Source organism: Tardiphaga sp. 768_D3_N2_1 (assembly GCF_052076105.1).
GTDB lineage: Bacteria > Pseudomonadota > Alphaproteobacteria > Rhizobiales > Xanthobacteraceae > Tardiphaga.
In genome coordinates this window covers 351,240-375,224 of record NZ_CP197245.1, presented here as the reverse complement: position 1 = coordinate 375,224, position 23,985 = coordinate 351,240, and the positions used below count along the sequence as shown (strand labels likewise).

Genomic DNA, 23,985 nt, shown 5'->3' with positions numbered 1-23,985 from the left:
CTCCCCGCCCCCCCCCGCGAAGCGAAGCTTCGCTAGGCGGGGAGAGGTCGCCGCGTCTTCGCGGCGGGTGAGGGGCATGGCACGCACTCACACAATCAAGCTCCTATCGGATCGCTCCGACCCGATAGAAAAACTCCGCGACGCCGACGTGCCTTTGCCCCTCACCCCACCCCTCTCCCCGCGCAGAGCGGGGAGAGGGAGCGACAGCGCTTCGCCTCACATCCCCGGCACCTTGATCCCCATCTCCTTCAACGCCGCCAGCAGCTTCAGCGGCGGTTCCATCTGGATCGCGGGGACCTTGCCCGTTTCCAGCAAACTCTTCAGGCTCGACAGGATCGCCGGCCAGCCTGCGCGTCCGCCAGACAGAATGTCGTCGCTGAGCTCGCGGTCATGGGATTGCGTCAGTGTTAGTTTCACCGTCTCGCCAGATGGCTCGATGTCGTAGGTCACCAGCGTGCTGCCGAGTGCCTCGATGAGACCGGGCCAGTTGACATCCCATGTGATGACAAGCTTGCGCGGTGGATCGCAGACAATCACGTCGCCTGAGATATGCAGCGATCCGTCCGGCATCAGTACCCTGAACGTGCCACCGACTTTCTGCTCAAGTTCGACTGCAAAACCGGAGAAATACTGCCGGCTGAATTCCGCCGAGGTCAGCGCCTGCCAGACCCTGTCCGGTGTGGAGGCAATGTAGATCGTGTAAACGAACGCAGGTTTGAATGTGCTGATATCCATCATGAGCTCTCAAGCCTCCGCGCTGCATGTGTCATCGAGCACAAGCGGTTGTCCGGTTTCGAGAATGCTCTTGAGGCTGCTCAAGACCATCGGCCATCCGTCAGAAATGCTCGGCAGCGTCGTGCTGCCGTTGGGGAAGCCTTCGTGGGTGACGGTGAGTTTGACCACATTGCTGCGAGGCTCAAGCACGAAGGTCACACGCGAGGGACCTTCCGCTTTCATTTTGTCGTCGAACACCGAAAGCCAGCTATAGACCAATCGTCGAGGCGGATCGGATTCGAGGACGACGCACTCGTTCATCACCTTGCCGCCCCTGTCCATATGCATGCGCGAGCCAACCTTCCAGTCAGAGGTGAGGCTGCACCCGTACCAGTAGCTTTCCGTGAATTCCTTGTCGGTCAGGGCATGCCAGAGCGTCTCCGGCGTGGTTCTGATGAAGGTCGTGTAGACGAATTCGGGCTTACTCATCACGCGTCTCCAGTTGACGTTTCAACTCGCTGAGCGCGGCGAGTTTGCCGCGCTCGAACTTTTTGATCCAGCGTTCGCCAATCTCATGGATCGGAACCGGATTGATGTAGTGCAGTTTCTCGCGACCATGTTTGATCGTCGCGACCAGATTGGCCGCTTCCAGAATCGCAAGATGTTTCGTCACGGCCTGCCGCGTCATGGCGAGGCCATCGCAGAGCTCGTTCAGCGTTTGGCCGTTGCGGGCGTGAAGCCGATCCAGCAATGAGCGTCGCGACGCGTCGGCCAGTGCCTTGAAGACCTCATCCATGGCAGCGATAATAGGCAACTAAATGGTTGCGTGTCAATGCGCCTTTGTTTGCCTGGCTGTGTGGGGTAGGCTCCGCCGCGATCGAACACGCCAAACGAAAAGAAACGCCGATGTCGCTTCAGGTCTATCTCGCCTTTGTCGCTGCTTGCGTCGCACTGGCGCTGCTGCCCGGCCCGAATGTCACGCTGGTGATCGCCAACGGCCTGCGTTACGGCACGCGCGCGGCGATGATCAGCATTGCCGGCACGCAGGCAGGGCTCGCGGTTGTCATCGGCATCGTCGCGCTGGGGCTTGCGACGCTGATGGCCACCATGGGCTATTGGTTCGACTGGGTGCGCTTTGCCGGCGCGGCCTATCTGGTGTGGCTCGGCATCAAGATGGTCCGTGCGCCTGTCGAGGGCATCGATGCGGATACGCCGCCTGCGCCGCCACGCGGCGGCTTCTTCCTGCAGGGCATGATGGTGTTGCTCAGCAATCCGAAGGTGCTGGTGTTCTTCGGCGCCTTCATTCCGCAATTCGTCGACATGGAGAAGAACCACATCCTGCAGGTCGGCATTCTCGGCGCCACCTTCATGGTGACGGCGGCGCTCACCGATATGGTCTATGCGGTGGTCGCGGGACGCGCGCGACAATTCTTCTCGGCGCGGCGGACGCGGCTGCTGTCGCGCATCTCCGGCGGCTTCATGATCGGCGGCGGCGTCTGGCTGGCGCTGACACGCGCCCGCTGATTCTCTGTCGCGCTGAACCTTTCGCCGCATCGTCACGTCAAACCTCGGGGCGCGCCGCGCCGTGCCATGAGGTCTCGCCGTGCCCGACATTCCCTGGTTCGTCTATGCGATGCTGCTGGCGCCGTTCGGCCTGATCCTGGTCGCCGCCGGCTATAAATATCTGCAGGTCCGCGCCGCCAGCGACTGGCCGTCCACATTCGGCAAGGTGATCGTCTCGACCTCCGAAGTGCGCGACGTCGAGGTGCTCGACGACACGCGGGAAGATCGTAAACGCACCGAAAAGCGCAATTTTGCGAATATCGTCTACGAATACACCGTGAGTGGACAGAAGCTCACCAACAATCGCGTCAGCATCGGGGAGGACCGCGGCAATTTCGAAGTCGCGGAAACAATTGCGCGCTATCCGGTCGGCACCTCCGTCATGGTCTACTACAACCCGCGGCACCCGCGCGACGCCGTGCTCGATCGCGAGATGCCGAAGGGCATCGGCGGCTGCCTTGGCATCGCCGCCGTTATCGTGCTGGTGATTGTGGTCGGCGGCATCTTTGGCGCCGCCCGCATCAACGAATTCATCGCAGATCACCTTGCCGATCCGAAACGGTCGCCGATTGTGACAGCGCTCTGCGGGTTCGGCTTCCTCGTTGCCTTATTCGGATGGGCGCTACACCGGCAGGCGTCTCTGGCCAAGAAGTGGCCGGTGGTGCCCGGCATCGTCAAGTTGGGCGCGCCCGAGACCTATGTGAGTCGGGACAGCGACACCGGTCGCAGCGGGCCCGTGATGCAGACCCGGAACGTGCAATACAACTATCACTTCAAGCACGTCGCCTATATCGGATCCGCCGGGAGCTTGAGCACGAGCAACCCGAACCCGCCGCAATGGCAGGTGCGGCTGTTCGGGATGGACTACAAGAACGGTGACGCCGTGAAGGTCTTCGTCAATCCGGACAACCCATCTGACTCGACGCTGAGCCCCGGTGGCGGCGCGGCCTATTTCCTGTGGGCAGTCGCCGCAGGATTTATGGTGGTGGCGTATTTAATCGGGACGCATGGCTAGGCACTTCATGCCGCGCAGATGCATTGGGCAGCTACGTCGGCGTCAGGGCCTAGAGATGCGAGGCGCGCGGCGTGATCAGCGTCGCCTCGATCTCGGTGAAGATGCGCGTGAGTCGTTCCGCCCATTCGGTCTGGCCGCTGACATCGGTGATCAGATCCTGCCGGATCTCGATGCCGGTATTCATCAGTCCGCGTTTCTCGCCATGGATGGGGATCGTGTAGTCGGTGGCATCGGAGACCGCATAGGGTTCGTTGTCGCCCACCACCAGATCGGCTTCGGCGCGCAGGTGATGCAGCAGCAGCGGCGGCAGTCTGGTGTCGTGCTGATACAGCGTCCCGATATGCCAGGGCCGCTGAATGCCGGCATAGACAGGCGTGAAACTGTGCAGCGACACCAGCACCGTCGGCTGGCCCTTCGCCAGCCTTGCATCGATCACCTCGCGGATGCGCCGGTGATACGGATCGAAGATCAGCTCGCGCCGCCGCGCCTTGATGTCCTGTGTGAGTCCATCATTGCCTGGCACCGTTGTGGCTTCGCTCATCAGCGGGATCGAGCTGACGGCCTCGGGCGGCCGGTTGCAGTCGATGACGAGCCGCGAATAGCGCTGCGCCACGAGATGCGCGTTGAGCGCCTCGGCCATCTGCTCGGCGACGCCGGCGATGCCGATGTCCCAGGCGATGTGGCGGACGAGCTCGCTCTCGGGCAGGCCGAGATCATCCAGCATCTCGGGAATCAGCCGGCCATAGTGATCGCAGGTCAGCAAAAAGGGCGACGTTCCCTGATTATTGAGCTCCAGCACCGGAGGAACCTCAGTCGATCCGAGGCGTAGAACTGTGTCCTGATGGCTGTCCAAGGGCTTTTCCCAATCTGCCTAACGATGCGGCATCCCGGCCCGTGATTGCCGGGTCTTCCGTAAAAACGTCTTCCGTATAAATTACACGGGACAAATCACCCATGAACGATCCATTGATGCCTCTGCTCACGATTCATCACAAGACCGAATATCGCTACGCCCATCCGGTCGAATTCGGTGAACACCGGATCATGCTGCGGCCGCGCGATGGCCACGATCTGCGCATGCTCAATGGCACGCTCGAGATCACGCCCGAGCCGGCATCGCTGCGCTGGATCCACGACGTGTTCGGCAATTCGGTCGCCATCGCCACCTTCGACGAGCGCGCACGCAAACTCACTTTCGTGTCGACCGCGACCATCGAACATCTGCCGTCAAACGAGTTCGCGCTGACCGCCGATGACCAGGCCTATTTCTATCCGTTCCTGTATGACGCCGAAGAACTGCCCGATCTGCAGGAATTCATCCGGCCGCAATATGGCGATCCCGACGGTGAGCTGGCGAGCTGGGCGCGCGGATTTCTCGATCCGCAGGGCCGCACGCCGACCTTCAATATTCTGTCCGGCATGACGCTCGGCATCCGCAAGCAGTTCGCCTACCGCAAACGCTACGAGCATGGCACCCAGCATCCGCTCGATACGCTGCAGACCAGATCCGGCACATGCCGCGACTTTACGCTGTTCATGATCGAGGCACTGCGCCGGCTCGGCATCGCCGCGCGTTTCGTGTCGGGCTATCTGTTCATCCCAGGCAACCGCGATCACAACTATGTCGGCGGCGGCTCGACGCATGCCTGGGTGCAGGTCTATCTGCCGGCCGCGGGCTGGATCGAATTCGATCCGACCAATGGCATCGTCGGCAGCCGCGATCTCATTCGTGTCGCGGTGGCGCGCGATCCGCGTCAGGCGATCCCGCTGCATGGCACCTATATGGGTTCGGCGGACGCATTTCTCGGCATGGATGTGAGTATCAATGTAGTCTCCGCCGGCGACGATGCCGCACTTGCCGAGAAAGTCTGACTGTCCCCATGCCCGATCGCGTTTTCGTCTATGGCACCCTGATGCGCGGCTTCGATCATCCGATGTCGAAGCTGCTCTCCGCCGGTGCGGACTTCCTTGGTGAAGCCTCGTGCCGCGGCAAGCTCTATATGATCGCGCATTATCCCGGCCTGCTGCATTCCGACGATGCCAGTGACATCGTGTTCGGCGAGCTGTTCCGGCTGCGGAATGTCGATGAGCTGATGGCTGCGCTCGACGATTATGAGAGCGTCGGCCCCGACCATCCGCAGCCGACGCTGTATCTGCGCGAGCGGATCGCTGTAACGCTCGCCGATGGCAGCGTGAGCGAAGCCTGGACCTATATCTACAACAGACCGGTCGATGAGACGAAGCGCATCATGTCGGGGCGTTTTCTGAGTAGGGCGGATTAGGCGAAGCCGTAATCCGCCGCATCGATGGCCGGCGGAATACGCTTCGCTATTCCGCCCTACGACTACTCGGGTTTGCGTCGGCTGGCGACCTCAAGGCCGAACAATGCCAGTGCGACCAATGACGCACCGATGCCGATGATGGCGATCATCGTCGTGCCACCCGATGCGACCGCAAAACCGCTGAAGCCCGAGCCGACAGCGCCGCCGAAGAAGGCGCAAGCGAGAAACAGCGCGTTGAGCCGGCTGCGGATATGGCCGGCAAGCGCATAGATCGCGCGTTGTCCGGCCACCACATTACCCTGTGTGCCGGCATCGATCAGGATTCCCGCGATCACGAACAGCGTCACGGCTGTCGCGCCGCCGGTATGGCCGCCGATCCATGTCAGCACGAAACTCGTCAGCACCAGCAGCATCGCGGTGACGGTGACGAGATCGCCGCGGCCGCGATCGGCGAGGCGTCCCGCAAGCGGTGCCACCAATGCGCCGCCGGCACCCGACAGCAGGAAAGCGGACATGGCGATATGGCCGAACGAGAATGGCGGCTGCTCCAGCACCAGCGGCATCGCCGTCCAGAACAGGCTGAACGATCCATAGAGCAGGCATTGATAGGCCGAACGCTGCTGCAGCACCCGCGTGGTCAGCATCAGGTCCCACAGCGAGTGGATCAGCGTCGCATAGGTCAGTTCATGCTTCGGTTGCCGGCGCGGCAGCGCGATCATCATCAGCGCGAATACGCCGCACATCAGCACTGCCGACATCACGAACACGGCGCGCCAGCCGAACGAGCCCGCCACCATGGTGGCCAGCGGCCGCGACAGCAGGATGCCGAACAGCAGCCCGCTCATCACGGTGCCGACGATCTGCCCGCGCCGTTGCTCCGGCGCCAGATGCGCCACCACAGGCAGGATCATCTGCGTGCCGACGGCGGCAACACCGAGCAGCAATGTCGAGGCGATGAAGACGGGCGCGGTGGGTGCCGCTGCGGCGATCAGCAGGCTGACGATGAGGGCGCCCAGCGTGATCAGGATCAGCCGCTTGTTCTCGACGAGATCGCCGAGCGGCACCAGGAACAGCAGGCCCAGCACATAGCCGAACATCACCATGGTGAGCATGATACCGGCCGACGACAGATCGAGCCCGAAGCTCTCGCTGATCGGCCCCACCAGCGGCTGCGCGTAATAGATATTGGCGACGGTGACGCCGCAGGCGACGGCAAAGGAAAAAATCAGCCAGCCGCCGGGACCGGAGTCGCGGGCGGGATGTTCGGCAGGTTGGGACATGCAGGCTTTCGGGCAGGCGGGGCGATTGCGGTCAGATATGGCGCATGTGATGCCATGCCAGAAGTGCGGCGTCTTGAATGGGAGCCATGCATAGGGCCTTTGTTTTGCGACGAACTCTCAGCTTGTCGTCCCCGCCTAGCACGCCAAAGGCGTGCGCGGGGCGGGGACCCATACACGCTAAAGAAGTAGCAAAGGCGCAGGCCGTTGTGATTTTGCCGTTTGAACCACGCCGACCGTGGTTATGGGTCCCCGCCTGCGCGGGGACGACCCGGGAGAACTATGCCCGTTTCTTGGTCTTCGGCTTGGCCTTCTGCAGCATGTAGGACCTCAGCACCGCATTCATCCGGCCCTGATAGCCATCGCCGCCGCTTTTGAAGAAGTCGAGCACGTCTTCGTCGATGCGGATCGAGATGGCTCTCTTCTTGGCGGGCATGACAACGACAGCGTCGGACCAGTCGATATCGAGTGGCACGGCATCAGGGTCGTTGCGAACGGCCGCTTCGATATCCTCGTCGGTCAAGGCATCCAGCGCAGCCCAGTCAGTTTTTCCACGTATCGCAGCGCTTCTAGAAACGGTTGTAATACTTTTCTCGTTCGTCTCTTCGCGCGCGCCGCGCCGAGATGACCCAGCAGATCGTGCCGCGGATCGTGCAGGCGACCGCGATTTCGAGGCCTTCGAGATAGCCGAAGATTTGGTATCTGACTTCGTCATGGCGATCCGATCGACGAACGAATGTGTATCCGTCAAAAATATTCTTCACATCGATGAAGTCGATATGGTGGTCCTGCAGATTGGTCTCGCGCTTGTGCGGGTTCCATTTGAAATCGCGAATGCCTGCGAACAACCGCGTCAGGTTCTCCGTCATAGCAATTGCCCCCAATCAATAACGGCAACTATAGGGTGCCGTGACGACGGTTTGCTACAACAGAGTTATATGCTTGTGTATATACATATGTATTCCGGATTCGTCAAGCCACCGCTCTCACCACCCGCACATCCACCTCGCGTTCCACATAGCTCCATTCTTCCGTCTCGCGCAGGCCGCCGACCAGATCCTCGAACTCCTGCGCGTGGTCCGGCGCATATTCGAACCAGGTGAGGAAGTCGAATGGCTCGCCGAGATCGCGGGAATGGTAGAGCTGCCGCGCGATGGCGGGCAGGTATTTCAGGCTGTCGGCGATGTGGCGGGATTTGTCCTCGAAGATGCGGCGGCGCTCGTTCTGGGTCATGTCCCACCAGGCCGCGTTCTTCCTGATCGGGATCAGCGCGCCATGGGTGGCCTCAGGTCGGCCGAGCCCGGCCTGCACGGCCACCAGCGCGATCTTTTCGCTGCGCTCGACATAGCGGACATGACTGGCGACGCCGGCGAGGCGCCAGGATGTCTGCGAGGGCAGCAGCGGCAGCGAGATGGCGTCGGCATGGGTGATGGACAGTGCCGCGACGGGTTTCAGCGTCTCGCCCTTGACGGGCGAGATCGAGATCACCTGCCATGCACCGGTATTTCCGCCGCGGAATGTCGTGAACATGGGATATGAGAACGTGGAACTCGGGCGAGTTCAAGCAAATTGAAGCAAGTTTGCTACACACACGTCATTCCGGGGCGTGCGAGCGAAGCTCGCGCGAACCCGGCGCTCCGCCGAAAACTCCGTCCTCATGGTGAGGAGGCGCTCTTGCGCCGTCTCGAACCATGAATGTGGGGTGCGCCTCCAGCGAATGGCCCGCCATCCTTCGAGACGCGCGCAAGGGCGCGCTCCTCAGGATGAGGTCGGAGTGTGGCGCAACCCAATCCGGCCCGGCTCGGCCCTGTGAATAGCGGGCGCAAGAACCGCAGGTTCAAATCTGCTCCCGGAAAACCTATATCCATGGTCGGCTGGGAACGTGACAGACGTTACAAACCTCACAGCTCCCACGGGCTCACGTCCGAGCCCGCAACACTTACCTAACCCGATCGACCCATAAACACCCCATGCGCTTCACGCCCCAATTCCTCGACGATCTGCGTGCCCGGCTTCCGGTTTCGGAAGTCGTGAGCAAGCGCGTCAAGCTGAAGAAGGCCGGGCGGGAGTGGAAGGGGCTGTCGCCGTTCCAGCAGGAGAAGTCGCCGTCGTTTTTCGTCAATGACGAGAAGGGATTTTATCACGACTTCTCCAGCGGCAAGCATGGCGACATCATCAAGTTCGTGATGGAGACCGACGGGGCGAGCTTCCCCGAGGCGGTGGAGCGGCTGGCGCAGATGGCCGGCATGGCGCTGCCGGCGGCGACGCCGGATGCCGCGCGCCACGAGCAGCGCCGCAAGACGCTCTATGACGTGATGGATCTCGCCGCAAAATTCTTCGCGGAGACGCTGGTGGGCCGCGAGGGTGCGCGGGCGCGCGGCTATCTCGCCGATCGCGGCATCACGCCTGCGGTGCAGTTGCAGTTCGGGATGGGTTTTGCGACTGAAAATCGTTTTGCGCTGAAGGAATATCTCGGCGCCGCCGGCATTCCCGTGCCCGATATGATCGAAGCCGGGTTGTTGATCGCAGGCGACGATATCCCGGTGCCCTATGACCGGTTTCGCGATCGCGTGATGTTCCCGATCGCGGACGCGCGCGGGCGCATCATCGCCTTCGGCGGCCGCGCGATGAAGAAGGATGCGCCGGCGAAATATCTGAACTCGCCGGAAACCCCGCTGTTTCACAAGGGCGACAATCTCTACAACCTGCCGATGGCCCGAAAGGCCGCGCATGACGGCGCGCCTTTGGTGGTGGTCGAAGGCTATGTCGACGTCATCGCCATGGTCGGTGTCGGCTTTCCCGGTGCGGTCGCGCCGCTCGGCACGGCGCTGACCGAGAACCAGCTGCAATTGCTCTGGCGCATGGCCGACGAGCCGATCCTGTGTTTCGACGGCGACAAGGCCGGGCAGAAAGCAGCGTGGCGCGCGGCGGAGCTGGCGCTGCCGCATCTCAAGCCCGGCAAGAGCCTGCGCTTTGCATTGCTGCCCGAGGGGCAGGACCCCGACGACCTCGCGCGCTCCGGCGGCCGTGCAGCCATCGAGGACGTGATGGCGGCGGCGGGCACGCTGTCGGATTTGATCTGGGCGCGGGAAGTCACCGGCGGCACTTTCGCGACGCCGGAGCGCCGTGCGGCGCTTGAGGCGCGGATCAACGAGCTCGCGAATGGCATCCGCGACGATGTCGTGAAGAAATACTATCGCCAGGACATGACCGAGCGGCTGCAGCGCGCCTTCGGTACCGGTCCAAAAAACTACGGCGGTAATTACGGCGGCGGTGGCCGGGGCGGCTTCCAGCAGGGCGGGGGAGGCGGCGGTTTTGCCCGTAGCCAGCGACCGTTCACGCCGGGCCCGGCGGGGCGAATCAGTGGCGGCGGGCGCGGCGGAGCGGGCTCCGGGCCGCAAACCATCCCGCGCGGGCCCTATCAGGTGGTCAGTCCACAGCTGGCGACCTCGTCGCTGATGCGCGGCCAGCGCAGCGCCATCTCGCGGCGCGAGGCGCTGATCGTACAGTCGCTGATCAACCACCCCTGGCTGCTGCATGACCGGCTGGAGGAGGTGGCGGCGCTGGAACTCGCCCATCCCGAGATGCACCGGCTGCGCGCCGGGATCATCGCCGCCTTCGCCCATGAGCATCATCATGGCGATGAGGCCGAGCAAAGTGCGGAAATGCGTTCAGATCTGGTTAAGGCCGGATATTCCGAGCAATTACAACATGTTGAGCAGGCAGTGACCACCCAGGCGGTATGGGCGGCGCAGCCCGGCGCGGCCCGCGAGGACGTTCTTTCGACCTGGACGCAGCTCGTTGCCTTGCATCGCCAGTGGCACTCATTACTTAGAGAACTTAAAGACGCGGAGCTTGCTCTGGGCGCAGAAGCGAGCGAAACGAATTACGGCTGGTTGCGCGATGTGAAAGCCCGGTTGGCTGAGGTCGACGGGATCGAGGCGCTGATCGAGGGGTTCGGAGAATCCTCGGGACGGTTCCAGCGCAGTTCGTGATGTGGGCCCAAGATGGGTTCGGTCAACTTTGCTGCGGATGGTGCCCGGGCAAACCGCGAAAAGACTCGCCAAACCCATGGTTTGGCTGCAAAAACAGGGTTAATCCGGGCTTAAGGCTCTCCCGTTAAGGGTCTCGGGCTTAAGTTGCGAACACCGTGAAGACGAGGTCGGGGTGGCGAACAATCTGCGCCGCCCTTTGTGCGTCAAACGGTGACAATGAATAAAGCGGGGCGGCGACGCCCCCGGCGTGAGCGCGTTTCAGGAGCATTGAATGGCCACCAAGGCAAAGACGCTGCAGACCAAGGACAAGGAAAAAGACGACAAGGCAGCTGATGCGCCGGAGAAGGACTCCGCTGAAGCGCCGTCGCCTTTGCTCGACCTGTCCGACGCTGCCGTCAAGAAGATGATCAAGCAGGCCAAGAAGCGCGGCTTCGTGACCTTCGATCAGCTCAACGACGTCTTGCCGTCTGATACCACCTCTCCTGAACAGATCGAAGACATCATGTCGATGCTCTCCGACATGGGCATCAACGTCTCCGAGAACGAAGACTCGGACGGCGAGGAAGAGAACAAGGACGAGGACGACGATACCGACAACGAACTCGTCGAAGTCACCCAGAAGGCCGTCACCGAAGTTAAGAAGTCGGAGCCCGGCGAGCGCACCGACGATCCCGTCCGCATGTATCTGCGTGAGATGGGCACCGTCGAGCTGCTGTCGCGCGAAGGCGAAATCGCCATCGCGAAGCGCATCGAGGCAGGCCGCGAGGCGATGATCGCAGGCCTCTGCGAAAGCCCGCTGACCTTCCAGGCCATCATCATCTGGCGCGATGAACTCAACGAAGGCAAAATTTTTCTCCGCGACATCATCGATCTCGAAGCGACCTATGCTGGTCCCGACGCCAAGAACAACATGAATCCGGCGCTGATCGCGCCGCCGGCCCAGGATGGCGAGAGCGGCGAAGCCTCCGATGGCGCCGAAGCTGTCGCAGCCCCGCCGGCTGCGCCGCCGTCAGCGACCCCGTTCCGTCCGGCGCCGCCGCGCGCTGCGCCCGCCGCCCAGCCGGCCGGCGACAGCACGTCGGAAGGCGCTGCCGAAGGCGACATGGACGACGACGAGTTCGAGAACCAGATGTCGCTCGCCGCCATCGAGGCCGAGTTGAAGCCGAAGGTGGTCGAGACCTTCGACAAGATCGCCGACAGCTACAAGAAGCTGCGCAAGCTGCAGGAACAGGACATCGCGAACCAGCTCGAGAGCGCCTCGCAGGGGCCCTCGCTGTCGCCGTCGCAGGAGCGCAAGTACAAGAAGCTCAAGGACGAGATTATCGTCGAGGTGAAGTCGCTGCGTCTCAACCAGGCGCGTATCGATTCGCTCGTCGAGCAGCTCTACGACATCAACAAGCGCCTCGTCTCCTTCGAAGGCCGCCTGCTGCGCCTCGGCGACAGCCACGGCGTCGCGCGCGAGGACTTCCTGCGCAACTATCAGGGCTCGGAGCTCGATCCGCGCTGGCTCAACCGCGTCTCGAAACTCTCGGCCAAGGGCTGGAAGAACTTCGTCGCTGTCGAGAAGGACCGCATCAAGGAACTGCGCGGCGAAATCCAGCAGCTCGCAGCCCTCACGGGTCTCGAGATCGGCGAATTCCGCAAGATCGTGCACGGCGTGCAGAAGGGCGAGCGCGAAGCCCGTCAGGCCAAGAAGGAGATGGTGGAAGCCAACCTCCGTCTCGTGATCTCGATCGCCAAGAAATACACCAACCGCGGCCTGCAGTTCCTGGATCTGATCCAGGAAGGCAATATCGGCCTGATGAAGGCCGTCGATAAATTCGAATATCGCCGCGGCTACAAGTTCTCGACCTATGCGACCTGGTGGATCCGGCAGGCGATCACGCGTTCGATCGCCGACCAGGCCCGCACCATCCGCATTCCCGTGCACATGATCGAGACGATCAACAAGATCGTGCGCACCAGCCGCCAGATGCTCAACGAGATCGGCCGCGAACCGACCCCGGAAGAGCTCGCCGAAAAGCTCGGCATGCCGCTGGAGAAGGTGCGCAAGGTTCTCAAGATCGCCAAGGAGCCGCTGTCGCTCGAAACCCCGGTGGGTGACGAGGAAGACTCGCATCTCGGCGATTTCATCGAGGACAAGAACGCGATCCTGCCCATCGATGCGGCGATCCAGTCCAACCTGCGCGAAACCACCACGCGCGTTTTGGCCTCGCTCACCCCGCGCGAAGAGCGCGTGCTGCGCATGCGCTTCGGCATCGGCATGAACACCGACCACACGCTGGAAGAAGTCGGCCAGCAGTTCTCGGTGACTCGTGAGCGTATCCGCCAGATCGAAGCCAAGGCGCTGCGCAAGCTGAAGCACCCGTCGCGGTCGCGCAAGCTGCGGTCGTTCCTGGATAACTGATCCGATAAGTCGTTTCTGACTTACGTCATGCCCGGCCTCGCGCCGGGCATTTTCATTTGGGGCTGTCTTCCGCAGCCTGCGCCTTTCTTGTCCCTCCCCCGCACTTGCGTGGGGAGGGTGGCCGGCCGTCAGGCCGGTCGGGTGGGGTGGTGCGGCATATGCCGTCGCCCGTGGTACCCCACCCGTCGCGTTTGTTCGCTGCGCTCACAACGCGCCACCCATGGCGGACGAATTCGTCCGCCAGACCCCACTGCGCGCAGCTTCGCTGCGCTTGAGGGAGGGAAAGGTGCGCCATAGTCGCAGACCGTCACCACGTTGATAACCCCGCCACACCCTTTGATTGTGTAGCGTCCCGCGCTAGCGTCGGGCATTGCCGTTGCACATTTTCGAAAGGGGACATTGCCATGCCCGCCGAACCGATGCTGCTCAGCCAGCGCGTTGTCCAGGTCTGCCTGTTTCTGGTCGGCGCCATCGCCATCTTCGGCGGCTCGCTGCAGATGTATCTCGGCCAGCCCGAGACCGCGCCGCGGCTCGACAATGTGCATCGCTTCATGGGCGGCATCTATCTGATGTCGGGCGTCATGGGCCTGTGGGCGGCCTCGACCATTCGCGAGCACAACACGCTGGTCTTCCTGATGGCGGCGACGGTGTTCGTCGGCGGCCTCGGCCGCGTGCTGTCGATTGCGAAGGTCGGCCTGCCCGAACCGCACGCGCTGTGGATCACCTATCTGGTACCGGAGCTGGTGCTGCCGTGGATCATCATCGCGGCGCAGGTGATGACGAACAGGCAGATGGCGGGTGGGGCGGGGTGAGGGCCGTAGAGTGGGTTAGCCGAAGGCGCACCTAGCGCTAAAACGGCGGCAGATTACGCTCCGCGAGACTGCGTTATACTTGCTATAGTTGTCTTTCGAATCATTGCTCCTTTTATTTGAGGTTGTTCGTGAACAAACGCAGTGACGCTTCGGATCACACAACCAATACTCACGAATTTCGCAGCGCGGCCGAGGAGCTAAGTACGCTAGAAAAACTTGCTTCTGGCCTGTCCATAAAGCTCTCCGAACTGCTTCGTCTCCGGCCGAACTTTAGTCGCGAAAATTCTGCGGCGGAGTTCGCTATCCATGACGTGAGACAATCTTCGCGTAAAGGTTACGAGGAACTCGCCCAGAACTGCTATGGCAGAACGGTGATTGGTGAAGAAATTGATCAACTCGGAAATTCCCAGCGCAAGTTCAAGTATCGAATAACGCAAGCCAATGTCGGTTACTTGGAAGACGGCTGTAACGTATTGGCTCGAAATTCGCCGATCGCGTCGAAATTAGTGGCAGCAGAGCCTGGTGACGAGAGTGAGGTCAATGCGCCAGGAGGCGAGAGATTTCTCGTTGCTCAAGAAGTTCGAACGTTTGACGGTCCAACTAGTCTTCTTTCGTCGAATCAGAAACCAAATTTCCGGTCGATGCAGCTTTCGCTGCTTGGGCGTGAGGAGCAAACGGTTGTAACGAACCTTCGTGCTCTCGTCGTCGGTTTGCCCAGCGAAGTTGAAAGTTCAACGACGCCTGCGCTTACATCATCGTTTGCTAGATCGACTCCAAACGGGGCGAATCTTGAGGCTGAGGCAAATTCGCTCCCAGTTTCTGTCGATCCAATGTGGGTGGAAGACTGGAGTCGAGTCGTTCTGGGGGACTCTGAGACTGTTGCTCTTAGCCAACAATTCTTTACGAGAACTACAAGAAAGCAAGAGAACGCGCTTAGCAATCCGCGAGGATTGACATTCGTGGAGGGTGTAGCCGGCTCGGGTAAGACCTCAATTGCACTTGGGCGCCTTAAATTTTTCGCTAACTTTTCTACCGGTGAGTACCGCGATGAATACGGTTTAAAGAACGCGGCAGCGGCCGACTTATCTCCTGCCAATATGATTGGATTTGTTCTTAGTCATAGTCTTAAGCGCTACCTGAAGGAAGCTGCCTCGGCCTTGGGCGTAGGGCAGTTGCCTGTCCAAGATTTTCAGGAGTTTAGGGCTGACCTTTCAAATAGATTCGGTCTGACCAAGTATTTTCGACGGAATAGTGCGCAAGTTTCCCATTGTCGAAATCAAGTTCCATGGCTTGTGGCAATGGACGTCGCAGTAGCGCGCTCCATAGGGCGACGTTTGCAGGAGGTGGTCGCTAACGCGGCTAAAATGCCTGCGTTAGTTAAAACTGTTATTGTGCAACATGCTGATCGATTGCTCTCCACTCAACTAAATGACGAATTCAATTTGGCAGGTTTGGCAGAAGTTATTGTTGATGCCGTTATGGTTGCCGAATATCGAGCTCGAGAAGTCGCCATTAATGAGAGAATAGCAAGAGAGACAAATCGAAATATCAGGTACGATCTGCAGTTAGAAATCAATAGCATTAGGGAGGAGGAAGATAGGCGAACAATCTCTCCCTTGGCGAGGCAGTTGCTCGGAATTCTTGCCATCGGTGATCTTGCAAACACGGCCGTTCAGTCGGGCGATTTTTTGGATTTGGTGCGACAAGCATTTGGTATTCAAGGTCGCTCGAATTTTGCTGAAGTGGAAAAAGCCGTTGTCTCATTTCGCGAGATGATGTCCGGGGCGGATGATGGTTCTGAGAAGTTCAGGAGTCTGTCTGATGACGATATGTCAGTGCTCGTGACGTTGGCTGCGATGATTGCTGATGGTTTCTCGCGGGTAGATGCGCCGTCACACCTTTATCAAATCCGTCGTCGGACTGCAGTTTTTATAGATGAAGTCCAGGATTTCACGGAAGTCGAGATACTTCTGATGGGCATGGTGGTGACTTCAACTTACCAGCAAATCACTCTCTCGGGAGATCGGCAGCAACGCCTGCAGGAATGGGGGGCAGAGAGCTACGATCGACTATTTCCGTTTATCTCAAGAGGGCGACGAAATAGTTCTGTTTTTCTGGATCACAATTTTCGTCAACGCGAGAACCTCGGGCTTTTGAGCGCCGGTATTCGGTCGCTTTTCAAAGATGATAGTTCGGCGATTGGCAGCAAATATTTGGGGCCGGCTGCGCTTGCTCACACATTCGAGCATCAGCATCAAATGGCTCAGACCATTTTGGATCGCATCCTGACAGTAGATGCATACGCGACAATTGTCGTTGTCACTCCATCCGAAAGAGAAGCTCGTCAATGGCACGATCTGCTGAGAGACGGTCTGGCCGCATATCATAGGCCGGCGTTGCTCTCACACCGCGACGACTTAACTCGTCGAAATGACATCCATTTCACTGAGGTCCGCGAAACCAAGGGGTTAGAATTCGATGTCGTGATCGTTCCCGATATTTCGTTGTTCGATCTCGACGGTCTGATTGGTAAGAATCAACTGTATGTCGCGGTCAGCCGTCCACGGCAGGCGTTGCTACTTGGATGCCGTGAAAGTGAACTATCCAGAAGCGGGGTTGATGTGCTCTTGCAGCAAGGTTTGATCAAACCGCGCCCAATACCAAGGACAGAGCGTGAATAAGTGGAAGCTGACTACTTCTTCTTCGCGCCCACGCGCTCGACGCTCTTGATCTCCAGCGCCGGCTTGCCGGACTTCTCGGCGATCTCGCGGTCCTGCTCGGCGATGGCGGCTTTGGCCGGCTCGTCGCCGTCGAGGCCGCCCAGCAATTCGGCGGGCACGCGGCGGTTGGAGCGCTGCGAGCCGTCTTCATAGACGACGTTGAAGAAGGCGAATTCGCCTTTGGGATTGGTACCGGGTTTTTTGGCCATGGCGGTTAAGTGGGGGATGGCGCAGGCGAAGTCAAAGCCAATCGGCGCGGGGCATGCATGCGGTTGTGGGCAAAATCGGCCAGGGGTTACCGGCGGGTCGCGCCACCCGGTCTGCGACAAAATGTTCATGATTTGTTCTTGACGATTTCGGAATAAGGATTATTATCCCCTCCGTCCTGCCCCACCGAGAGGGGCGATCGCGATCGTCACGTTCGCGGGGCAGGGTGCGGTGGACGCCGGAGATGCGGCGTTACGCGGTTCATGGGTGACGTCTGTCTTCGGGCAGGACGGATCTGCGCCAGCACTGCCACTGGCAAGGACACGGCCGGTCTTGAGATGGAAAGATCCCTGGACAGTGTGACCGACGACCAAATCGAAACGCGTCCGGCTTACTCGCTTGAGGCACCCTGTCCCTCCGCCCTGGGACTGTAATTTTGGTGATCGGATCGTTCGCCATGGCAACGCGCAAGCAGGCTGAAAAAACACCGCAGGCGGAACGCTGGGCACTTGCCTGACGCTTCCGAAAGTCCTGATGCATTACACCATGCGGAAGACCGCATTCGCATCAGGCCCAAGGGTGCAACGGGCACCCGGCGTTCCGCACGCCCTCTCGCAAGAGGGCGGGAATGCAAAACACGACGGCGCCCCCGCGCCGCAAATAACAGGGGTGATGACGCATGTCTGAAGCGCAGTGGCTGTTTGACAATCAAATCCGGGATGGCCGTAGGATGGGTAGAGCGCAGGCGCAGCGCGCCGGAGCGAAACCCATCGAACCGACACCAGGATCGTGATGGGTTTCGCTGCGCTCTACCCATCCTACGTCTGCAACGACGCGTCGTGGACGCTCCACACACTGCCGTCATGCGCGGGCTTGTCCCGCGTATCCACGCCTTGGCCGCACACGAAGGAAGACGTGGATGGCCGGGACAAGCCCGGCCATGACGTGGTGATAGACCTGAGAGCATCGCGAAACTCGCTTCGCGCCATCCCGCCGTGACGCGTGAAACTGGACGGTGATCCCAGGGGGAGGGAGGAGAGGCGTGCCGTTGTTCGGACACACCGGTCATGCCACACTCCGGTATCGCCAACCCAGCAGGTTTTTCATGATCAATCGTATCACCGCCATTGCCATTGCCGCTGTGTCCTTTGCCTCGGTTGCGCTGACGGCCACGTCCTCCCAGGCCGCCAAATGCGGCGGCGACTTCCAGGGCTTCATCGCGCAAATGTCGCAGGAGGCGGCCGCCGCCGGCGTGTCGCAGGGCGTGATCTCGCAGGCCTTTGCCGGCGTGACGCAGGACCCAGCGGTGCTGTCCTTCGATCGCCGCCAGCGCGGCACCTTCAACAAGAGTTTCGAGCAATATGTCGCGACGCGCGTCGGCCAGGGCCGCATCTCCATGGGCCTGCAGATGATGCAGCGTCACGCCTCGCTGCTGTCGCGCATCGAGCAGCGCTTCGGCGTGCCGCCGCAGATCGTGGTGGCGATCTGGGGCCTCGAGTCGGATTTCGGCAAGGGCGATATCGGCAAGATGCCGGTGGTCCGCACGCTCACCACCATGGCGCATGACTGCCGCCGCACCGAACTGTTTCAGGGCGAGCTGATCGCGGCGCTGAAGATCCTGCAGCGCGGCGACCTGCCGCTGCGCGACCTGATCGGCGCCTATGCCGGCGAGCTCGGCCAGACGCAATTCCTGCCGTCGAGCTACATCAAATACGGCGTCGATTTCGACGGCAACGGCCATGTGGATCTCCGCCATTCGGTGCCGGACGTGCTGGCCTCGACCGCGAACCTGCTGAAGACCGCGGGCTTCCGGGGCGGCCAGCCTTACGGCGAGGGCACGGCGAATTTCGAGGCGATGCGCGAGTGGAACAGGGCCACGATCTATCGCAAGACCATCGGCTATTTCGCCGATCGCCTCGCGGCCGGACGCTAGGCGAAGGGGCGACAAGCGAGGAGCGCGCGGTTCTAAACCTTCGGTAGGCCGCGCGCCCGCTGGGCGAACTTCGGGAACCCTGATGGTGAAAGTCGGATTAATCTATTCCCTTTCACTCTTTCAAAACCACGCTGGGGATTATCCACTGCCAGTCAGATTCCGTTAAGGCTCAAAGTTGCATTTTGCCACCCAGCGGGAATCAGTGGTGAGCGAGATGGTGGGGATCGACAGCAGCGCGCAAATGCGCAGCACGCGATGCGGCGGAGTCGACCGATGTTGAATGTCGGCACGCTGTTCACGGTGTTCACCGTCAACTTTCTGGCCCTCGGCGTGGTCTGGGCCTATGTGGCCACCAGCTATCCCAACCTGCACGCCGCGCGTTACTGGACGGCCGCCGCCTTCGCCGCGGCGCTCGGCAACAGCATCTCTGTGCTGCGCGGCGTCGGCGTCGATCCGCTGATCGCCATCGTGCTGGGCAACGGCCTGCTGCTGTTGGCCACCAGCCTCGCCGCCATCGGCATGAACCAGTTCTACGGCCGCCCGGCCGGATGGCGCGCGCAAGCCGTCATCATCGCCGTCACCCTGGCCGGCCTGCTGCTGTTCACGCTGTGGCATGACAACATGGCGATGCGCGTGCTGATCTATTCCAGCGGCCAGTCGGTCACCGTTGCCATGACCGTGCCGCTGCTGATGTCGCGCAAGGATGGCGGCGGCAATGCCGGCGCCCGTCTCGCCGGCTGGCTCGCCATCACGCTCATCGTGGTGCATGCCGTGCGTTCGGCGGCCGCCTTGGCGAATATCGGCGGCAACATGACCTTCGCCGATTTCAACAGTCTCCAGGCCGCCATGGTGCTGGTGCTGGTGTTCCTGGCGATGTCGTGGAATTTCGGATTCCTGCTGATGGCCATCGACCGCCTGCGCGGCGAAGTCGCCGAACTCGCGCTGGTCGACGATCTCACCGGCGTCGCCAATCGCCGGCATCTGGTGCAGCGTCTCACCGAGGAATGCGCGCTGGCGCGCCGCACGCAAAAACCGTTCGCGCTGCTGGCGATCGATCTCGACGGCTTCAAGGAAATCAATGACGGCCACGGCCATGCCGCCGGCGACGATTGCCTGCGTCACTTCACGTTGATGACCCAGAGCAAGCTCCGCCCCGGCGATCTGCTCGCGCGTTCCGGCGGCGACGAGTTCAGCATCATCCTGCCGGCGACCACGCTCCTCGAAGCAGCCGCCATCGCGCGCCGCATTCTCGATGTGTGCCGTGCCGATGCCGCGGCCTGCGCGCCCGGCGAAATCCAGATCGCCGCGTCCATCGGCGTGGCGCAGTGGCATCCGCAGGTCGGGCAATATCCGGAGCGCCTGATCGCTGCTGCCGACCAGGCGCTCTATGTCGCCAAGAACGACGGCAAGAACCGCTTCGCCACCTGCGATCTCAAGGCGCCGTCGATGGTACCGGATCTCGACATGGACGAAGCCATCGAGCGCGCCCGCAAGCTCGCCTGATCGCTTCAGTTCATCGTCTTGTCGTGGGTGATGTCGATGAGCGCGCCGGGCAGGCGGACGGCGCGGCCATCCCTGTCCAGCGTGCAACTGCCGCGCGCGAGAACCCAGCTGATCCGGTCCTTCGTGATCAGCCGAAACTCGCACTCAAAGATGCCGCCTGATCGCATCGCGGCCCTGGCCGCCGCGCGCACCCGGTCAACATCATCGGGATGGACCGCCGCGAGATGGGCTGTGTTGGGCAGACCGCGCGCGGCCTTGTCGGGATCGATATTGAAGAAGCCGGCAGCCCCGGCATCAAGATAGTTGCGGTCGTTGCTGATGTCCCAATCCCAGAAACCGAGAATCAGTTCGCGGGCGGCGGGCCTGCGCGGCATCGGCATCTCGAACGCGTCATCCTCGGCCGTTGTCTTGTAGGCCTCTGCTGCCGCGAGCCGCAGGATGTAGGAGAGAAACTCGTGCTTTCGCTCCCGGGCGAAGCTAGCAATATCGAGGCATACGTCACCCAAGGGTCGTCGCATGGTCTATCCCCTGTCCGTTCCCGGCGGGGGAGAATACAGCGGGTTCCCCGCAATTCAACCGTCGGTTGGAGACTTTCTGCGCAGCAAATACGGGGGCGGTGGATAGCCCGAGGGGGCGTGACGCGATGCCGCTTGCAGAGTCTGCGCGTGTCCCCCATGTCTGGGCCATGGTGAGCACAGGTCAATCATATACTTACGACGCCGGCCGCCCGCGCAAGCCGGCGACCGCGCATGGTCCGATCATCGATCAGGATGGTTTTGAGGTTCGGCCCGATCAGCTGCGGCCGGATTTGCAGGGCTTTCGGTTCGACTTCGGAGCGGGCGCCAATCCATTCGCCAATCTCACGCGCGAGCAACGGCTGGCGCGGCTGGATGCGCTGGCGCAACTGCTCGACGTTGCCTTCATCGTGCCTGGCACGAAGATCCGCTACGGCATCGATGGTCTGATCGGTTTGATTCCGATCGTGGGCGACATCATCACCACGGCGATCTCGCTATGGGTGGTGCGCGAGGCACGGGCGCTCGGCGCGCCGTGGCATCTCACGGCGCGAATGCTGGGCAATGTTGCTGTCGACGGCGCTGTCGGCATCGTGCCGTTTGTCGGCGATGCGTTCGACGTGATGTTCCGGGCCAATGTCCGCAACGTCAGAATGCTGCGCAAGTGGCTCGAAAAACAGCCCAGACTCTAGTTCAGAGTCCGGGCTGCGATCGTCTCAATCCGTCAAGCTCAAGCCGCGTCGGCGTCGGCGTCGTCGGTCGCGGGCTCTTCAGCGCGCACGCGGCGCTCGAGCGGGAAGTCCTGGCTCTCATAGAGCGAGCGGATGCCGCTCTGGTCGAAACGGGCTTCCTCGACCTGCAGATAGGCGCCGTTCAGCGAGTCAGCCGGCAGCTCCTCGATCGCGAACTGGACGGCGGCGGCGGCCGTATCGAAACGACGATAGGCGAAACCGGCACGTTTTTTCTTGCGGATCGCGGCGGGGAAGAGTTCGGCTGCGGTGTTGTAGCTGAAAGCTGCCATGGTCGGGGACCTCATCTGAATACGCAACGAAACGACGCCTAATGCAGCCGATGCGGCAGCGCGCGGAACATCATTTCAGGACAGACCCCAATATAAGCACGTTTTGGCCGATTGCGACACCCGCGATACAGCATGATGAATCGCCGGCCGCTGGAGGTATGGTCGTAATAGTGTTGTGATTTTAATGGTTTAGCGCTCGCTCAAGGCATGGGCAGCGGTGCTCGCAGCCCAATATTTGCCTATTGTCCGGTGTTGTCCGGCAGCGGCACGATTTTCAGCGGCGTGGTGTATGGCTCGACCCGCAGGGCCTCAGTCGACATAAGCCCCACCTGCCGCAAAGGCGCCTGCTCCAGCGCCCCGGCTTCAGCCTTGCGCACGCCGTATTGCCAAGCCGTCAGCGTACCCTTCTGAACCAGATGCTTGGCGACGCCGCCAGCGTTCTTGGCTTCGAAAGTGGAGAGCTGATCATCGTTAATGCCGATGATGATTTCGTCCTTGGCCGTGATCACCTTGAACAGCGACACCTTGTCGGTCGCCAGTGCGGGGTGGGACACCAGGCTTTCGAGAATGAGACCCAAAAGGGCAATGCCAAGCAACAAACGGTTTGAACGGGTAGACATCTTGGTACTTTCTTATTCTTCTTCGCGAACGTGCATGCCGTTGAGGCATGTTCAAGTAACAGGCAATGAGCGAAGCCGCTTACGGACAAGTATTGGACAGAAATGCCCCGCGAGACTTCGATGAGTCGCACGGGGCATGGAAACAGTTCGATACGGGATACGTATTTATTTAGGCTGAAGTTTCAAGGCCGCAGAGTTGATGCAGTATCGCAATCCCGTGGGTCCCGGACCGTCGTCGAACACATGTCCGAGATGGCCATTGCACTTTGAACACAGCACTTCCGTGCGGATCATGCCGTGGCTCACATCGCGTTCTTCGTCGATATGACTTTCTCGTGAGGGCTGCGTGAAGCTCGGCCAGCCGCAGCCGGAATCGAACTTGGCGTCGGATTCGAACAGCGTCTGACCGCAGCCGGCGCAGACGAAGGTGCCCGGCGTATGGTCGTGCTCATACTCGCCGGTGAAGGGACGCTCCGTCGCCTTTTCGCGCAGCACCGCATATTGCATCGGGGTCAGTTCCCGGCGCCATTCGGCTTCGCTTTTTTCGACCTTGCCGGATGTCGTCTTGGTATCGGTCATTTGTTCTCCTTCCCGATCGGCCGTGGCTGCGAATGCTCAGGTCAGTTTGTGACCTTCGACGCACTCACCAGCGTCGGCTTCTCGATATAGTTCTGGGCAAAGATCTTCTTCAGGTTCTCGACCTTCGGAATATCGTTATAGGCAATATAGGGCTGGTTCGGGTGCAGCGTCAGGTAGTCCTGATGATAAGCTTCCGCCGGATAGAAGGCTTCAAGCATTCCGAGCTTGGTGACGATCGGCTTCTTGTAGACCTTCGCAGCGTTGAGCTGGGCGATATAGGCTTCCGCCACTTTCTTTTGCTCCGGCGTCGTCGCGAAAATTTCCGACCGATATTGCGTACCCGAATCCGGGCCCTGGCGATTCAGCTGGGTCGGGTCATGCGCCACCGAGAAATAGATCTGCAGGATCTTGCCGTAGCTGATCTTTTGCGGGTCGTATTTGATCTCAACCGCTTCGGCGTGTCCGGTCGAGCCGGTGCTGACCGCGGTGTAATTGGCGGAGCTCTTGGAGCCGCCGGCATAACCGGACACAGCGTTAACGACGCCTGCCGTGTGCTGAAACACGCCCTGGACGCCCCAGAAGCACCCACCCGCAATCACCGCAGTCTGAATGCCGGTCGCAGCCGGTGTGTCCGTTGCTGGTGCGGGAATGATGACAGCCTCTTCGGCAGCAAAAGTGGGGCAAACGAGGGCGGTCGAAATCGCCAAGGCGCCGACAACGGCGCAGAGAGAGAGGCGGCTGAACAGGGAGCGGCGCATAGCAGGTCCTCTTGATGATCGATGGCCGGATATCGGCAGTCTAGACCGGAGCCTATGGTTCGCA

25 protein-coding genes are annotated in these 23,985 nt (G+C 61.0%); 11 read left to right on the top strand and 14 right to left on the bottom strand.

From position 1 onward, the window contains the following. Positions 1 to 216 precede the first annotated feature (216 nt). Genes AB8A27_RS01820 through AB8A27_RS01810 form a run of 3 tightly spaced genes read right to left on the bottom strand, consistent with a single transcriptional unit; the run spans position 217 to position 1,510 of the window. On the bottom strand, positions 217 to 735 hold the full coding sequence (locus tag AB8A27_RS01820) for an SRPBCC family protein (RefSeq protein ID WP_441244801.1): 519 nt from the start codon (positions 733 to 735) through the stop codon (positions 217 to 219). Positions 736 to 744: 9 nt separating this feature from the next. Then, positions 745 to 1,203 carry an SRPBCC family protein gene (locus AB8A27_RS01815; protein ID WP_441240419.1) on the bottom strand — a complete coding sequence of 153 codons (459 nt, stop codon included), beginning with the start codon at positions 1,201 to 1,203 and terminating at the stop codon, positions 745 to 747. Further along, the gene (locus tag AB8A27_RS01810; protein WP_441244800.1) at positions 1,196 to 1,510 is read right to left on the bottom strand and encodes an ArsR/SmtB family transcription factor; all 315 of its coding nucleotides are present in this window, start codon (positions 1,508 to 1,510) and stop codon (positions 1,196 to 1,198) included. The genes AB8A27_RS01815 and AB8A27_RS01810 overlap by 8 nt, the downstream gene beginning before the upstream one ends. 110 nt (positions 1,511 to 1,620) lie before the next feature. On the opposite strand from AB8A27_RS01810, the gene AB8A27_RS01805 reads away from it, so the two are divergent. Together AB8A27_RS01805 and AB8A27_RS01800 are read left to right on the top strand one after the other, a co-directional pair. Next, positions 1,621 to 2,238, top strand: coding sequence for a LysE family translocator (locus AB8A27_RS01805; protein WP_441240418.1), 618 nt, complete (start codon positions 1,621 to 1,623; stop codon positions 2,236 to 2,238). A 79-nt stretch (positions 2,239 to 2,317) separates the two neighbouring features. After that, complete coding sequence (locus tag AB8A27_RS01800) at positions 2,318 to 3,292, top strand: DUF3592 domain-containing protein (RefSeq protein ID WP_441240417.1); 975 nt, start codon at positions 2,318 to 2,320, stop codon at positions 3,290 to 3,292. A gap of 49 nt (positions 3,293 to 3,341) precedes the next feature. Here the strand turns inward: AB8A27_RS01800 and AB8A27_RS01795 are convergent, their stop codons facing one another. Then, positions 3,342 to 4,145, bottom strand: coding sequence for an N-formylglutamate amidohydrolase (locus tag AB8A27_RS01795; RefSeq protein ID WP_441240416.1), 804 nt, complete (start codon positions 4,143 to 4,145; stop codon positions 3,342 to 3,344). Positions 4,146 to 4,261: 116 nt separating this feature from the next. Between AB8A27_RS01795 and AB8A27_RS01790 the strand changes: the two genes are divergently transcribed. Continuing rightward, the gene (locus AB8A27_RS01790; protein ID WP_441244799.1) at positions 4,262 to 5,164 is read left to right on the top strand and encodes a transglutaminase family protein; all 903 of its coding nucleotides are present in this window, start codon (positions 4,262 to 4,264) and stop codon (positions 5,162 to 5,164) included. An 8-nt stretch (positions 5,165 to 5,172) separates the two neighbouring features. Next, on the top strand, positions 5,173 to 5,574 hold the full coding sequence (locus AB8A27_RS01785) for a gamma-glutamylcyclotransferase family protein (protein ID WP_441240415.1): 402 nt from the start codon (positions 5,173 to 5,175) through the stop codon (positions 5,572 to 5,574). 62 nt (positions 5,575 to 5,636) lie between these two features. On the opposite strand, the gene AB8A27_RS01780 is transcribed toward AB8A27_RS01785, so the two are convergent. From AB8A27_RS01780 to AB8A27_RS01765, 4 genes are all read right to left on the bottom strand, one after another. Then, positions 5,637 to 6,854, bottom strand: coding sequence for an MFS transporter (locus tag AB8A27_RS01780; RefSeq protein ID WP_441240414.1), 1,218 nt, complete (start codon positions 6,852 to 6,854; stop codon positions 5,637 to 5,639). A 277-nt stretch (positions 6,855 to 7,131) separates the two neighbouring features. Beyond that, positions 7,132 to 7,374: a BrnA antitoxin family protein gene (locus AB8A27_RS01775; RefSeq protein ID WP_441240413.1), complete on the bottom strand. Its 243-nt coding sequence runs from the start codon at positions 7,372 to 7,374 to the stop codon at positions 7,132 to 7,134. Between the two features lie 46 nt (positions 7,375 to 7,420). After that, positions 7,421 to 7,720 (bottom strand): BrnT family toxin, encoded by a 300-nt coding sequence (locus AB8A27_RS01770; RefSeq protein WP_441240412.1) that lies wholly within the window; start codon positions 7,718 to 7,720, stop codon positions 7,421 to 7,423. A gap of 103 nt (positions 7,721 to 7,823) precedes the next feature. Further along, complete coding sequence (locus AB8A27_RS01765) at positions 7,824 to 8,381, bottom strand: chlorite dismutase family protein (RefSeq protein ID WP_441240411.1); 558 nt, start codon at positions 8,379 to 8,381, stop codon at positions 7,824 to 7,826. Positions 8,382 to 8,821: 440 nt separating this feature from the next. Here AB8A27_RS01765 and dnaG point away from each other — a divergent pair, with 440 nt between their 5' ends. The 4 genes from dnaG to AB8A27_RS01745 all read left to right on the top strand — a co-directional run bounded on the left by dnaG (position 8,822) and on the right by AB8A27_RS01745 (position 16,746). After that, positions 8,822 to 10,846 (top strand): DNA primase, encoded by a 2,025-nt coding sequence (gene dnaG / locus AB8A27_RS01760; protein WP_441240410.1) that lies wholly within the window; start codon positions 8,822 to 8,824, stop codon positions 10,844 to 10,846. A 271-nt stretch (positions 10,847 to 11,117) separates the two neighbouring features. Beyond that, complete coding sequence (rpoD, locus tag AB8A27_RS01755) at positions 11,118 to 13,253, top strand: RNA polymerase sigma factor RpoD (protein ID WP_441240409.1); 2,136 nt, start codon at positions 11,118 to 11,120, stop codon at positions 13,251 to 13,253. A gap of 404 nt (positions 13,254 to 13,657) precedes the next feature. Further along, positions 13,658 to 14,065 carry a DUF4345 domain-containing protein gene (locus AB8A27_RS01750; protein ID WP_315840699.1) on the top strand — a complete coding sequence of 136 codons (408 nt, stop codon included), beginning with the start codon at positions 13,658 to 13,660 and terminating at the stop codon, positions 14,063 to 14,065. 128 nt (positions 14,066 to 14,193) lie between these two features. After that, positions 14,194 to 16,746: a hypothetical protein gene (locus tag AB8A27_RS01745; RefSeq protein WP_441240408.1), complete on the top strand. Its 2,553-nt coding sequence runs from the start codon at positions 14,194 to 14,196 to the stop codon at positions 16,744 to 16,746. Between the two features lie 11 nt (positions 16,747 to 16,757). Here AB8A27_RS01745 and AB8A27_RS01740 read toward each other — a convergent pair whose 3' ends face one another. Beyond that, positions 16,758 to 16,994: a hypothetical protein gene (locus AB8A27_RS01740; protein WP_441244798.1), complete on the bottom strand. Its 237-nt coding sequence runs from the start codon at positions 16,992 to 16,994 to the stop codon at positions 16,758 to 16,760. Positions 16,995 to 18,097: 1,103 nt separating this feature from the next. Between AB8A27_RS01740 and AB8A27_RS01735 the strand changes: the two genes are divergently transcribed. After that, positions 18,098 to 18,925 (top strand): lytic murein transglycosylase, encoded by an 828-nt coding sequence (locus tag AB8A27_RS01735; protein ID WP_441240407.1) that lies wholly within the window; start codon positions 18,098 to 18,100, stop codon positions 18,923 to 18,925. 273 nt (positions 18,926 to 19,198) lie between these two features. Beyond that, positions 19,199 to 20,428, top strand: a complete 1,230-nt coding sequence (locus AB8A27_RS01730; RefSeq protein ID WP_441240406.1) for a GGDEF domain-containing protein — start codon at positions 19,199 to 19,201, stop codon at positions 20,426 to 20,428. A gap of 5 nt (positions 20,429 to 20,433) precedes the next feature. Here the strand turns inward: AB8A27_RS01730 and AB8A27_RS01725 are convergent, their stop codons facing one another. After that, positions 20,434 to 20,946: a PAS domain-containing protein gene (locus tag AB8A27_RS01725; RefSeq protein ID WP_441240405.1), complete on the bottom strand. Its 513-nt coding sequence runs from the start codon at positions 20,944 to 20,946 to the stop codon at positions 20,434 to 20,436. Positions 20,947 to 21,113: 167 nt separating this feature from the next. On the opposite strand from AB8A27_RS01725, the gene AB8A27_RS01720 reads away from it, so the two are divergent. Next, on the top strand, positions 21,114 to 21,635 hold the full coding sequence (locus AB8A27_RS01720; RefSeq protein ID WP_441244797.1) for a DUF4112 domain-containing protein: 522 nt from the start codon (positions 21,114 to 21,116) through the stop codon (positions 21,633 to 21,635). Between the two features lie 38 nt (positions 21,636 to 21,673). On the opposite strand, the gene AB8A27_RS01715 is transcribed toward AB8A27_RS01720, so the two are convergent. The 4 genes from AB8A27_RS01715 to msrA form a co-directional block, all read right to left on the bottom strand. After that, positions 21,674 to 21,964 carry a hypothetical protein gene (locus AB8A27_RS01715; RefSeq protein ID WP_441240404.1) on the bottom strand — a complete coding sequence of 97 codons (291 nt, stop codon included), beginning with the start codon at positions 21,962 to 21,964 and terminating at the stop codon, positions 21,674 to 21,676. 239 nt (positions 21,965 to 22,203) lie between these two features. Further along, positions 22,204 to 22,584, bottom strand: coding sequence for a hypothetical protein (locus AB8A27_RS01710; protein ID WP_441240403.1), 381 nt, complete (start codon positions 22,582 to 22,584; stop codon positions 22,204 to 22,206). 165 nt (positions 22,585 to 22,749) lie between these two features. Next, on the bottom strand, positions 22,750 to 23,163 hold the full coding sequence (gene msrB / locus AB8A27_RS01705; RefSeq protein ID WP_441240402.1) for a peptide-methionine (R)-S-oxide reductase MsrB: 414 nt from the start codon (positions 23,161 to 23,163) through the stop codon (positions 22,750 to 22,752). A 41-nt stretch (positions 23,164 to 23,204) separates the two neighbouring features. Then, positions 23,205 to 23,921, bottom strand: coding sequence for a peptide-methionine (S)-S-oxide reductase MsrA (gene msrA / locus AB8A27_RS01700; protein ID WP_115033989.1), 717 nt, complete (start codon positions 23,919 to 23,921; stop codon positions 23,205 to 23,207). Positions 23,922 to 23,985 lie beyond the last annotated feature (64 nt).